Genomic DNA, 12059 nt, shown 5'->3' with positions numbered 1-12059 from the left:
CTCATTTAAAGAAGTTTATTGCTAATTGTTATACCAACACCACTACCGCCAAAACGCTTTGTGGTTAATAAATCTTCCCCATAAAAAGCATTAAGTTTTTTTGAAGATTGGCAGTTTCTATCCCTATGCCCCTTATTCCAGATCACAGCAAGGAATTCATCTAAATGTAAAACTTAATAAGCTAACGGCAAAGCAGTTTAATTCTCTTTCACATTTAAAATAAAGATGCGCAGAAGTAAATCAGAGTATACCCCCTGTCACGCGTTTTTTACTTCTCCTTTTGAATTTTTTCCTGAGTCAGTACCTCTATTTCTGTTTTCTCTTTTTTAATAGCCTGACGGAGTAACGCGAAAAGGCTCATATATAAATTGGCAACAAAGACCAAAGCAAAGCCCGAGATAATGTATCCTCTCCAATCATCTAACAGCAACCTGAAATTGGTAAGGAATAAGAAAAAAATGGTAACGTAATGACTAAAGCAATATTCGCACGTAAAAAGATAAAAGAATTTCCTTTTATAGAGTCTATCGGATTTTTTACTTTTTGATACACAATATTCTCTAGGCTCTCTAAATACCTCTTCATGGGTTACAGTCCATGCAACACAGGCAATGGGTAAAGCCAGGATAAATAGCCAGAAAAGCTGTTCATTTATTTCCATCTTGATATCGTTATTAGTGGTACCTCTCCAAAGTCCATTACAAATTTAGTGGTTATCATTCTACCTGTTATAAAGGTAACAATTGCAGGGTACACCCAGTTAAACTTTATACTTTCGTTAGCTTAACTATAGGAGTGCGGCTTTGTAAACACCCTTTTGAACGACACTTTTTGCCTGACTACAGATTGATATAACGCGGATGCCATTTAATGAAATAACTTAGAGACAGTAATGAATCATATAATAACAATTAAAATATTTCAGCATGATACGAGCCTATTTTTTATACACAGGTGCCGATGGTAATTCTCATTTTAAAAGCGGCAGCATAAGCACAGAAAAACTTGTAAAGGCAGATCATATTGTTTTTAAGGAGACGGCCGCCAATTCGTTTTCAGACTGGCACAATGACCCTGTGCCGCAATATGTAATTAACCTATCAGGAATTCTCGAGTTTACAACAAAAACATGAGCCTCGTTTACCTTATATCCGGGAGATGTGTTGTTGGCTACAGACCATACCGGTACCGGACATACATGGAGGTTGTTAAATGATGATCCGTGGAAGAGGGTTTACATAGTATATCAGGAAAATGCTGATACCTACTTCGTTCCCGATGAGCAACAATAGTTAGAAAAATAATTGCATTTGTTATATATTTGGGTTGCGATGGAACACCATAGCAATAGGACCAATAATAAATATAAACACAAAAATTTAAAAAATGAAAAAACTAAATGTATTGACATTAGCGGCAGTTACTTTATTTCTTACCGCTTGCGGAGGAAAATCTTCTGGAGAAACAACAACAGGAGAAGAGCAGCAAGTGGCTGAAAAACAAGGAGAAGTGTATGCTGTAAACCTTGAAACATCTAAGGTAGACTGGAAAGCTTTCCATAAAGGTGGATTTGCACCACGCTGGGGTACGCTTGCCATAAAATCGGGTGAAGTATCAGTAGAAGGGACTGAGCTTACTGCCGGCGATTTTGTGATCGATATGAACTCTCTTAAAGTAGATCCGGCCTCGGTAACAGAAAAAGATAAAAAATATACTGACCTGGAAGGTCACCTAAAAAATGCTGACTTTTTTGATGTTGAAAAGAATCCAACAGCAGACTTTAAAATTACTAAAGTTGCTGCTTTGGAAGCGCCTGCAGCAGATGCTGTTGAAGGAGCGAACAAAACTGTAAGCGGTAACCTTACTCTTAAAGGAAAAGCACTTAATGTTTCTTTCCCTGCAAAAGTGTCTGTATTAGATGGTACTGCAACAATACAAGCTAAATTTACAGTTAACCGCGCTGACTGGGATATCAAATTTGGAACTTCCGAAACTGATCCTGCAGAATGGATGATTAGCAAAGATATCGAAATAGGTATCGATGTAAAAGCAGCTAAAAAATAAGGATTGACTTATCAATTTATATTGAGGCTTTCTGTTACTACCGAAGCTTTGTAAAATAGGAAAGGCGGCATTTTATAATGCCGCCTTTATATTTATACGTAATGTAGAAGAAACTATTATTACTCCTTATCAATACGGTAAAGCCTTCCCTGGTCTGTAATAGCATATAATGCACCATCAGCAGTTTGGGTAACGTCTCTAAATCTTTGGTTTTCACCTGCAAGAAGCCTTTCTTCACCAATTACACGGTTATCGTGAATAAGAAGCCTAACAATATGCGACCCGCTAAGTGCTCCTATGAACAGGTTGTTCTCCCACTCCGGAACGCGGTTACCCTTGTAAAATGTCATACCACTTGGTGACACTACAGGGTCCCAGTAATAAACAGGTTGCTCCAAGCCATCTTGCTGCTGTATAGCATCTCCGATAGGCTCTCCACTATATTCTATTCCGTACGTTATTGTAGGCCAGCCATAGTTTGCTCCTGCCTTAACACGGTTTATCTCATCTCCTCCTCTTGGCCCATGCTCACTCTGCCACAATTCTCCTGTAACAGGGTGCAATGCAATTCCCTGAGGATTTCTATGACCTATACTATATAATTCGGGCAAAGCTCCGCTTTGAGAAAATGACGGATTTCCAGGTGCAGCCTGACCGTTGGTTGTAATCCTGATAATCTTTCCAAGTCCCGAAGTAACCGATTGTGCTAAAGGTCGTGTCTCTAAAACAGAACGCTCTCCTGTACTTACTAAAAGGTTGCCTGTTTTATCAAAAAGAATACGACCTCCGTAATGCAGGTTACTAGGATTTGCAGGATTTGCACGATAGATAACGGTAGACGATTCAATTGCCGAATCGTTTGAAGAAAGCCTTCCTTTAGCAACAGCAGTAACATTACCACCGGATACAGCTTCAGCAAAAACCCAATAAATCATTCTGTTAGATTCAAAATCCGGGTCAAGACAGATTCCTAAAAGCCCGCCCTGTCCGTCAGCATTTACCTGTGGCAAACCTGTAATCGGATTACTTACAACACCTGCTTGCGTAACAATACGTAAACTTCCACCCTTTTCTGTAACCAAAAGACGCCCATCGGGTAAACCGGTTATTCCCCATGGAGAAGCCAGCGCTGTAGTTAAAATATCAAAGCCATATGCCGTTGTAGTCTGCGCCCCATTGGCACGGGTTTGTCCTGAAAATGCAGGCGTGTAATTTGTATTCGGGTCACTAGATTCTACGGGTGGCCCTGTTACTACAGGTGCTGTTGTAGATTTGTCATCATCTGCACATCCTGCCAATGTAAAGAAAGCTGCTGAAATAGCAGTTAGATAAATTGTGTTTTTCATAGTCTTCAAAAAAATTTAATTATTGGATCGATTTTTCATTGTTCAGTACTCTCAAAAAAAGCCACAAAAAATCAGAACGTTTTATTACGTTCATATATTTTATTTGCCTTAATAAACATTATATATAGTGGTGACTTTAAAACCGGGGCATAAGAAATGTGCAGTATTACAAGTAATAACAGTTGCACTAATTGCACTTTGTTTACTACAATATTAATTTTATCTGTACGAGATTACCAGTTTTTTAATATTTATTTAGTATTTGACCGCAAACAGTAGTTATTATATTCATATCTAATAGCGAGACTATTTATTGAGTAATTGATGGTAACACAAAAGCATAAAAAAAGGCTGATTGTTAAATCAGCCTCAGTGGATTATCTTGAAGATCTGCTTTTTATTTCAGCTTTCAATGAATTCAAATACACATACAATGGTAATAGCGTTCCCGAGAGCGGGAAAAGCATAAAAAATAATTTTCCATCTGATTTGTTCAAATATAAATATACCCCTATTCCGAAAACCAGGAGCCAGATAATTATAAATCCTAACACAACTCCCTTAAATAACTCTCTCCTTTTAATTAATTTATCTGTACTCAATTCTGATATGTAGCTTTTTTTCATGATGATCTTATATAATTTTTACATTTGTACAAATATGCACCAGATAATCACACTTTACAATAAGTCAGAAATTTATGACTACAGATAAACTAACAGAGAAAACTGAAACCTGTCCCGCTCAAGGGCTTCTAAAAATACTATCTGGTAAATGGAAGGCAGAAATTTTTAAATTAGCTGTAGAATCTCCATTACGCTTTAGTGGTTTATTACGTTTGATACCCGGTTCTAATAAGCAATCGTTATCTGTTGCATTACGTGAACTGGAAGACGAAGGACTTTTAGAGAAAATAATCGTTAAGCAAAAACCTTTGCATATAGAGTATAACCTCACTGAAAAAGGAAAGTTAGTTATCCCTGTCTTTTTACAGTTAGAAGCTTTAAAATAAGCAATCCGCATCATTATTTTCTATTCATATAAATCTCCGTATTTATAACACTGCAATATTTTATCGTGATAATAACAAAATTTTAATAGTCTATTAATCCTATAGACTTTGTTGATACAAAATATTACTTTACATTTGTGCCATAATTATCAAACCCGCCTGATTATGGAAAATGTAGTACTTACAAATCCGCCCAAAGCAAAAGCAAAGGATATTATCCTATTGCACGGACTATTTGGTAATCTTAGCAACTGGCAATTGGTAAAACAAAAGTTTGAAGCCATCCATAATATATATGTTCCTGAATTACCACTTTACAAGAAAAATTCAAAAGAGGCTAATCTGGATCACTATGTTGCATTTCTTAGGGAATATATTACTACAAAAAAAATAACCAAGCCTGTATTAATTGGTAACTCGCTTGGAGGACACATTACACTGCTTTATGCACTGGAATATCCTAATGAGGTTGATAAATTAGTTTTAACAGGAAGCTCAGGATTGTATGAAAGCGCTATGGATATTTCTTTTCCGCGCATTAATGACTTTGAGTTTATATCAGATAAAGTGAGAGAAGTGTTCTACAATCAGGAAGCCATATCTGACGCTCTTATTGATGATGTATATGCTACAATACAAGATAGGGAAAAGGCACTTTCTGTAGTACGTACTGCCAAAGCAGCCCGTAGCCAGAATCTTAAAGATACATTATATACTATAACTCTGCCGGTACTTTTAATTTGGGGTATACAGGATATTGTAACACCTATTAGTGTTGCAGAAGAATTCTTTTTCCTGCTGCCTAATGCACACCTACACCTCATCAACCATTGTGGACACGCTCCTATGATGGAGCAACCGGAAGAGTTTAATAAAAAATTGGAAGAGTTTTTAAATACATAAGTTATGAATAGTTCTGTAAATACCCATTTTATTATGATGTGCTGCTACATGCCGGAGGGGCGATGTTGTAGAAGTCTTATGCGTAGTTTATAGAGAATTATAATATTAGCTAAGCCCTTTTACAAACCATGTAAAGGGGCTTTTATTTTCAAAACCAATTTTTATCATGAATACAATTATCAATAATTTTAAATTTCGACTTATACTGGCTTTTGCCGGCATTTATATTATTTGGGGAACCACTTACCTTGCCATTACCTATGGGCTTAAAGGCTTCCCTCCTTTTGTGCTTTCGGGGTTACGCTTTTTAATTGCCGGATTTATTATTCTTGCCTGGCTTTGGGCTAAAGGCGAGAAACCTAACTCAATAACCAACTGGTACAAAAACTTTATTCCGGGGCTTTTAATTCTGGCCGCCGGTGTAGGTCTTGTGGCGTGGGGCGAACAATATATTACCTCTACAGAAGCCGCAATTATCATGGCTACAGAACCATTTTGGTTTATACTGCTTGACAAAAAGAACTGGAAAAAATATTTTTCGAGTCCGCTTGTTGTCACCGGATTACTGATAGGTATTGGTGGATTGTTATTGTTTGTAAAAGACAGTATTATAAGTGGCACGCATAACGGAAACGGTAGCCTTCGGATTATAGCTATAGCCGTACTTTTTGTAAGTTCTGTGCTTTGGGTTGTTGGATCGCTATTTTCTAAAAACAGGGCTTCATCACACTCTATCTTCATGAACGTAGGGCAACAGCTTATTGTAGGTGGTGTGTTAAGCTTACTGATAGCAACTGCCTCCGGCGAATGGGGCAGTCTTCAACTGTTGTCTATACCAACAGAAGCGTGGGGCGGACTGGTTTATCTTATCTTTTTTGGGTCGATAGCAGCTTACCTTTCGTTTATCTGGCTTTTATCGGTAAGGCCTCCCGCACTGGTAAGTACACATACTTACGTTAACCCTGTAGTGGCTGTACTCTTTGGATGGCTTATTGCAGATGAAAGTATTTCTGCAACCCAATCATGGGGTCTTGCAATAATACTTGGCGGCGTTTTGCTAACTAATATCACCAGTTACCGCATAAGCAAAAGAAATAAAGTACGCCTGCGCTATTTTGAACGCATAGTAAACCGTATTACCAATCCGTATCGCCACATAACGCATTATTAAATTTTAAATGAAATGATTGAATTAAAAAATGTGAGTAAAACCTTTTCCAAATCGGGAAGACAGGTACACGCTCTTTCCAATGTCTCACTGCATGTTCCCGAAGGGATTATCTTTGGCATCATTGGCACTTCAGGTGCAGGAAAAAGCACGCTCATACGTTGCGTTAACCTTTTAGAACGCCCCACCAATGGCGAAATTATAGTTGGCGGCAAACCATTATTAAAGCTTTCTAACAAAGAGCTTACATTGCAAAGAAGACAGATAGGGATGATATTTCAGCATTTTAACCTGTTGTCTTCACGAACAGTTTATGGCAATGTAGCTTTTCCTCTGGAACTTGCAGGCTTATCTAAAGATGTTATACGCCAGCGTGTAGAAGAACTGCTTGGATTGGTAGGATTACAGGAAAAAAGCAACGAATATCCGGCAAATTTATCGGGAGGGCAAAAGCAGCGTGTAGCAATAGCACGTACTTTGGCTAACAACCCTAAAGTGCTTTTGTGCGATGAGGCAACTTCAGCATTAGACCCTGCTACTACCCGCTCAATCCTTAATCTGTTAAAGGATATCAATAAGAAACTGAACATTACGATAGTATTGATTACCCATCAAATGGAGGTTATACAGGCGATCTGTGACCGTGTGGCTGTAATAAGCCACGGAAAACTGGTAGAGCAAGGCAGTGTGGGCGATGTGTTTGCCAGCCCGAAAGAACCGCTTACACGCGAATTTATATCCTCTGCGCTTCATGTTGAAGTGCCTGTTTTCTATGCCGAAAAGCTTAAAACAAATTATGTGCAGGGGTATAATACACTTCTTAAACTTGAATTTACAGGCGAAAGTACTGATGAACCATTACTAACACAGGCGGCACTGCGTTTTAACATCAATGCAAATATTGTTAGCGCACAGACTACCTACGCAGGCGCAACACGATTTGGGATATTGCTTGTAGAATTATCCGGAGACCTTGCCAAACAGCAATTGGCTATTAATTACCTTAAAACAAACAATATAAAAACCGATACACTTGGCTATGTCTGAATCTACCATCTCTTTGTTATCTCTGGGTTTTTGGGAAACCATTGTAATGACCTTCGTGTCTGGCTTCTTCGGTTTCGTGTTGGGTTTGCCTGCAGGCATATTACTATTCCTTACCAGAAAAGGCCAACTAATGGAACAGCCCGCTTTCAACAGGATACTTTCTATAACAGTAAACATCTTCAGGTCAATACCCTTTATCATTCTTATTGTATGGATGATTCCTTTTACAAGAGGGCTTATAGGTACATCTATTGGTGTTAGTGCTGCCCTCGTGCCGCTTAGCATTGGTGCTGCGCCATTTATCGCACGATTGGTTGAAAACAGTCTGCTTAGCTTACCCGGCGGGCTTATAGAAGCTGCAAGGGCACTCGGTGCAACCCCGCTTCAAATTGTTTTTAAAGTATTGCTGCCCGAGGCTTTACCATCACTTATAAACGCTGCGGCTATAACACTTATTACCCTTGTTGGCTATTCTGCAATGGGTGGTGCTGTAGGTGCAGGCGGCCTCGGACAGATCGGCTACCAGTATGGGTACATAGGATATGATGCTGCCGTTATGAATATTGTACTTATACTACTTGTGGCATTGGTATTTATAATTCAGTTTGCGGGTGACCGCCTTTCAAGACACTTTGACCACAGATAAAATTAATAACAGTAAATCGACACTCATGAATACAAAAAGAAAAATAACCTCACTTTATACAGCAATAGCATTACTGATTGTCCTTTCAGGATGTAACGGATCTAAAAACGAAGATGCCCACCACATTAAGGTTGGGGTATCGTCTGGACCGGAGTATGCCCTCGCAAAGGCAGCACAAAAGGTAGCAAAACAAAAATACGGACTGGAAGTTGAGCTTGTATCGTTTAACGACTACGTAGTACCTAATGAAGCATTGAATCAGGGCGATATAGATATTAATGCCTTCCAGCATTTACCTTATTTACAGGAGCAGTCTAAACAGAGGGGTTATAACTTGGCTGTTGTAGGCAAAACCTTCCTATACCCTATTGCTGCCTACTCTAAGAAAATTAAAACACTAAACGAGCTAAAGCCCGGATCTACCATTGCAATTCCTAATGACCCTACCAACGGCGGCAGGTCGTTACTGTTATTGCAGAAAAACGGACTTATAACCCTTAAACAGGGTATTGGCCTTTTGCCAAAGGTTACCGATATAACGGCAAATCCGAAAAACTTTAAAATTGTAGAATTGGAAGCTCCCCAATTGCCACGTGTACTGGACGACCAGGAAGTTACTATAGCCATAATAAATAATACCTTTTCGGCACAGGCAGGCCTTGTACCGTCGCGTGACGCCTTATTTGTAGAAGATACCGATTCTCCTTATGTGAATCTTATCGTGTCGAGAGAAAGCAACAAGACCCAGGAAAAAATTAAGCAATTTGTTAAGGCTTATCAATCGGCAGAAGTTGAGAAGGCAGCAGAAGAACAATTTAAAGGAGGGGCTTTAAAAGGCTGGTAGGTCATGAAAGTACAATATCTATTCGAAGTGCTGGGCACCGCTTTTTTCGCTATTTCAGGAGCACTGGCAGCCAACAGAAAATCGACCCCGGACTGGTTTGGGGTCACCTTCATTGGCTTCATAACAGCCATAGGCGGTGGTAGCCTTCGCGATGTACTTTTAGGATGTTACCCAATTGTATGGGTAAAGGACGTTTACTTTATTTACGCCATTTTAGGCGGAACCGTACTTGCCAGTGTTTTTTATACCACTTTGCACAAGTTGCGTAAAACACTATTCCTATTTGACACTCTGGGTATCGCACTCTTTACCATTGTTGGTACAGAGAAAGCATTAAGCCTTGGCGCCGGGCCGGAAACAGCAGCTATTATGGGTATGTTCAGTGCTGTTATGGGCGGCGTAATACGGGATATACTTACGCATGAAATACCTATTATTTTTCATAAAGAAATTTATGCAACAGCCTGCCTTGCCGGTGCGCTGCTCTACTTAACACTTCATCACTTTCATATTAGCCGCAACCTTAATTTCTGGCTGTCGGGCAGTGTTATTGTTACTATCAGAATAATGGCAGTACGCTACAACCTGAGCCTTCCTAAATTCAGGAAAGAATCTGTCACTTCTACTATATAATTGAAACGAATACTATTATGTTCTCTAAAAAACCAATAGAACAGCTCGTTAAAGAGCAGCAAAATCAAAACGGAAATACGCTTAAGCGAAGCCTTGGCCCTATTCACCTTGTCGCTTTGGGCATAGGTGCTATTGTAGGCGCGGGAATTTTTTCCCTTACGGGAATAGTCGCTTCCGAAAATGCAGGACCTGCTGTAATTCTATCTTTTGTACTTGCAGCAGTAGCCTGTGCTTTTTGTGCACTTTGCTACGCCGAATATGCATCTATGATTCCGGTTGCAGGGTCTGCTTACACTTACACTTATGCAACACTGGGTGAATTCATGGCGTGGATTATAGGCTGGGATCTGGTACTGGAATATGCGCTGGCATCAGCTACTGTTGCCGTAAGCTGGTCAAGTTACGCGGTAAAGTTACTCTCCATATTTCATATCAATTTACCGCCTGAGCTTACAGCCTCACCCTTCGATACAGTGAAGCTTGCCGATGGAACACTCTTAGAAGGTGGTATAATTAACCTTCCTGCCGTTATCATCGTCGCTATTTTATCTTTTGTTCTGGCTAAAGGAACTAAAGAATCTTCAGGCTTAAATACAATATTGGTTATTATAAAAATAAGTGTAATCATACTTTTCATTGCATTGGGATGGTCTTTTATCAATCCGGCAAATTACAGTCCGTTCCTACCTGAGAACACAGGCGAATTCGGCCATTTCGGATGGTCTGGCGTAGTTCGTGGAGCGGCAGTCGTCTTCTTTGGTTTTATAGGTTTTGATGCTGTATCTACCGCAGCCCAGGAAGCTAAAAACCCACAAAAGGACATGCCAATAGGCATTATTGGATCTCTTCTGGTAGCCACAATACTTTATGTTGTGTTTGCATATGTTATGACAGGGCTTGTTCCGTACACAGCTTTTAAAGGAGATGCCAGTCCGGCTGCTACTGCTTTTGCTGTTACAGGTTACAGCTTTTTAAACAGTGCGCTTATCATTGCCATTTTAGCCGGATATACTTCTGTAATACTTGTAATGCTTATGGGGCAGTCGCGTGTGTTTTACAGTATGTCTAAAGATGGGCTGTTACCCTCATTTTTCAGCGAAATTCATTCTCAGTTTAAAACACCGTGGAAAACAAATTTGTTCTTTTTAGTTTTTGTAGGCATACTGGCAGGTTTCGTTCCTATTTCAGATCTGGGCCATATGGTAAGCATCGGTACTTTATTTGCTTTTTCGCTTGTAGCGTTGGGCGTTATTATTTTACGCTACAAAAGCCCGGAGATACACAGGCCATTTAAAGTTCCCGGAGTACCCTATATTCCTTTACTGGGTATTGGGGTTTGTGTTTTCCTTATGACAGGCTTACCGGGAGAAAGCTGGGTAAGGCTATTTATCTGGATGCTTATTGGCGTAGTATTTTACTTTGCCTATGGGCGCAAAAACAGCAAACTGAACAAATAAAGTTATCCAAAACCAACATCATTCTAACTACAACTATAGATTATGAATTTAGCACTAAGAATTGAACAAATAGGCACTAAGATAACCTTCAGGCATATTGCGGTTACCATACTTGTTCTTAAAAGTATATTACTAGTATCATTTGGGTATCTTATATTTAATGAATTCTCTAACGGGACACTTGCGTTTACAAACGACTTTTACTTTTTTATGGTTGTTGGCTTCGTTGCACAAATGATTGATGGTGCCCTGGGTATGGCGTATGGCGTAAGCTGCACCACATTACTCATGAATTTTGGCATACCTGCAAATCTTGCATCAGCCAGTGTACATGCTTCAGAGGTTTTTACGACTGGGGTATCCGGGTTATCGCATATCAAATTTAAAAACATAGATAAAAAACTGTTTTTTCAGATTGTAATAACCGGTGTAATCGGTGCTGTTACCGGTGCCTATTTAGTATCAGGATTGTTAGATGGGGATTTTCTGAAACCTTACATCGCTATTTATTTACTCTTTTTGGGTATCTACATAATTTACAAAGGATTCAGCAAAAAAAACAAAGAGAAAAAACCTGTAAAGAGAGCACCACTACTGGCATTGGTGGGCGGTTTTATGGATGCCATTGGTGGTGGCGGATGGGGACCAATTGTTACCTCTAACCTGCTTAGCCAGGGTAAGAACCCAAGACAGGCAATTGGTACGGTTAATACTGCTGAGTTTTTTGTAACCTTCTTTGCTACTTCGGTATTTATAACTTTTCTGGGTGTAGACCACTGGCAGATTATTGCCGGACTTGTTGCAGGCGGAATCATTGCTGCTCCGGCAGGTGCCTATATTGCTTCGAGAATCAATAAAAAAGCATTGTTTCTTGGTGTCGGCATACTAATTATATTAACATCATCTTATACTATTATCAAAGCCTTTCTTTAATGTTAT

The 12059-nt window shown here is 39.4% G+C and carries 13 protein-coding genes and 1 pseudogene; 12 read left to right on the top strand and 2 right to left on the bottom strand.

The genetic code is table 11. The features are described 5' to 3' along the window. Nucleotides 1-268 precede the first annotated feature (268 nt). Nucleotides 269-661 carry a hypothetical protein gene (locus tag ALW18_18120; protein ID AOE54249.1) on the bottom strand — a complete coding sequence of 131 codons (393 nt, stop codon included), beginning with the start codon at nucleotides 659-661 and terminating at the stop codon, nucleotides 269-271. A 265-nt stretch (nucleotides 662-926) separates the two neighbouring features. Here ALW18_18120 and ALW18_18115 point away from each other — a divergent pair. Both ALW18_18115 and ALW18_18110 read left to right on the top strand, forming a co-directional pair. Further along, nucleotides 927-1292 (top strand): annotated as a pseudogene (locus tag ALW18_18115) (hypothetical protein). Nucleotides 1293-1386: 94 nt separating this feature from the next. Further along, nucleotides 1387-2064, top strand: a complete 678-nt coding sequence (locus ALW18_18110; protein ID AOE54248.1) for a hypothetical protein — start codon at nucleotides 1387-1389, stop codon at nucleotides 2062-2064. 119 nt (nucleotides 2065-2183) lie between these two features. Here ALW18_18110 and ALW18_18105 read toward each other — a convergent pair whose 3' ends face one another. Then, nucleotides 2184-3410, bottom strand: a complete 1227-nt coding sequence (locus tag ALW18_18105) for a glucose dehydrogenase (GenBank protein AOE54247.1) — start codon at nucleotides 3408-3410, stop codon at nucleotides 2184-2186. 324 nt (nucleotides 3411-3734) lie between these two features. Here ALW18_18105 and ALW18_18100 point away from each other — a divergent pair, with 324 nt between their 5' ends. The 10 genes from ALW18_18100 to ALW18_18055 all read left to right on the top strand — a co-directional run bounded on the left by ALW18_18100 (nucleotide 3735) and on the right by ALW18_18055 (nucleotide 12053). Continuing rightward, nucleotides 3735-4025 carry a hypothetical protein gene (locus tag ALW18_18100; GenBank protein ID AOE54246.1) on the top strand — a complete coding sequence of 97 codons (291 nt, stop codon included), beginning with the start codon at nucleotides 3735-3737 and terminating at the stop codon, nucleotides 4023-4025. 85 nt (nucleotides 4026-4110) lie between these two features. Continuing rightward, nucleotides 4111-4422, top strand: a complete 312-nt coding sequence (locus ALW18_18095; protein AOE54245.1) for a transcriptional regulator — start codon at nucleotides 4111-4113, stop codon at nucleotides 4420-4422. A 165-nt stretch (nucleotides 4423-4587) separates the two neighbouring features. Next, complete coding sequence (locus tag ALW18_18090) at nucleotides 4588-5325, top strand: alpha/beta hydrolase (GenBank protein AOE54244.1); 738 nt, start codon at nucleotides 4588-4590, stop codon at nucleotides 5323-5325. A gap of 166 nt (nucleotides 5326-5491) precedes the next feature. Beyond that, the gene (locus ALW18_18085; protein ID AOE54243.1) at nucleotides 5492-6496 is read left to right on the top strand and encodes a hypothetical protein; all 1005 of its coding nucleotides are present in this window, start codon (nucleotides 5492-5494) and stop codon (nucleotides 6494-6496) included. A gap of 12 nt (nucleotides 6497-6508) precedes the next feature. Then, a complete protein-coding gene (locus tag ALW18_18080) occupies nucleotides 6509-7540 on the top strand; it encodes a hypothetical protein (protein ID AOE54242.1) in 1032 nt (343 codons plus the stop codon). Beyond that, entirely contained in the window at nucleotides 7533-8186 is a 654-nt protein-coding gene (locus tag ALW18_18075) for a DL-methionine transporter permease subunit (protein ID AOE54241.1), read from the top strand. The genes ALW18_18080 and ALW18_18075 overlap by 8 nt, the downstream gene beginning before the upstream one ends. A gap of 25 nt (nucleotides 8187-8211) precedes the next feature. Continuing rightward, nucleotides 8212-9030, top strand: coding sequence for a DL-methionine transporter substrate-binding subunit (gene metQ / locus ALW18_18070; GenBank protein AOE54480.1), 819 nt, complete (start codon nucleotides 8212-8214; stop codon nucleotides 9028-9030). 3 nt (nucleotides 9031-9033) lie between these two features. Then, nucleotides 9034-9663 (top strand): hypothetical protein, encoded by a 630-nt coding sequence (locus ALW18_18065; GenBank protein AOE54240.1) that lies wholly within the window; start codon nucleotides 9034-9036, stop codon nucleotides 9661-9663. A 17-nt stretch (nucleotides 9664-9680) separates the two neighbouring features. Next, nucleotides 9681-11120: an amino acid transporter gene (locus ALW18_18060; GenBank protein AOE54239.1), complete on the top strand. Its 1440-nt coding sequence runs from the start codon at nucleotides 9681-9683 to the stop codon at nucleotides 11118-11120. Between the two features lie 60 nt (nucleotides 11121-11180). Next, the gene (locus ALW18_18055) at nucleotides 11181-12053 is read left to right on the top strand and encodes an ABC transporter permease (GenBank protein AOE54479.1); all 873 of its coding nucleotides are present in this window, start codon (nucleotides 11181-11183) and stop codon (nucleotides 12051-12053) included. The last annotated feature ends 6 nt before the right edge of the window (nucleotides 12054-12059 follow it).

Origin of the sequence: Flavobacterium psychrophilum, assembly GCA_001708385.1 — a bacterium.
Lineage (GTDB): Bacteria > Bacteroidota > Bacteroidia > Flavobacteriales > Flavobacteriaceae > Flavobacterium > Flavobacterium psychrophilum_A.
Note: the sequence above shows the minus strand (reverse complement) of the source record. Positions and strands in the feature narration are given on the sequence as shown.

Bases quoted from the DNA above. Each gene is read 5' to 3' on its own strand.
- ALW18_18120 (AOE54249.1), bottom strand. From the start codon at position 661: ATGGAAATAAATGAACAGCTTTTCTGGCTATTTATCCTGGCTTTACCC.
- ALW18_18110 (AOE54248.1), top strand. From the start codon at position 1,387: ATGAAAAAACTAAATGTATTGACATTAGCGGCAGTTACTTTATTTCTT.
- ALW18_18105 (AOE54247.1), bottom strand. From the start codon at position 3,410: ATGAAAAACACAATTTATCTAACTGCTATTTCAGCAGCTTTCTTTACA.
- ALW18_18100 (AOE54246.1), top strand. From the start codon at position 3,735: ATGGTAACACAAAAGCATAAAAAAAGGCTGATTGTTAAATCAGCCTCA.
- ALW18_18095 (AOE54245.1), top strand. From the start codon at position 4,111: ATGACTACAGATAAACTAACAGAGAAAACTGAAACCTGTCCCGCTCAA.
- ALW18_18090 (AOE54244.1), top strand. From the start codon at position 4,588: ATGGAAAATGTAGTACTTACAAATCCGCCCAAAGCAAAAGCAAAGGAT.
- ALW18_18085 (AOE54243.1), top strand. From the start codon at position 5,492: ATGAATACAATTATCAATAATTTTAAATTTCGACTTATACTGGCTTTT.
- ALW18_18080 (AOE54242.1), top strand. From the start codon at position 6,509: ATGATTGAATTAAAAAATGTGAGTAAAACCTTTTCCAAATCGGGAAGA.
- ALW18_18075 (AOE54241.1), top strand. From the start codon at position 7,533: ATGTCTGAATCTACCATCTCTTTGTTATCTCTGGGTTTTTGGGAAACC.
- metQ (AOE54480.1), top strand. From the start codon at position 8,212: ATGAATACAAAAAGAAAAATAACCTCACTTTATACAGCAATAGCATTA.
- ALW18_18065 (AOE54240.1), top strand. From the start codon at position 9,034: ATGAAAGTACAATATCTATTCGAAGTGCTGGGCACCGCTTTTTTCGCT.
- ALW18_18060 (AOE54239.1), top strand. From the start codon at position 9,681: ATGTTCTCTAAAAAACCAATAGAACAGCTCGTTAAAGAGCAGCAAAAT.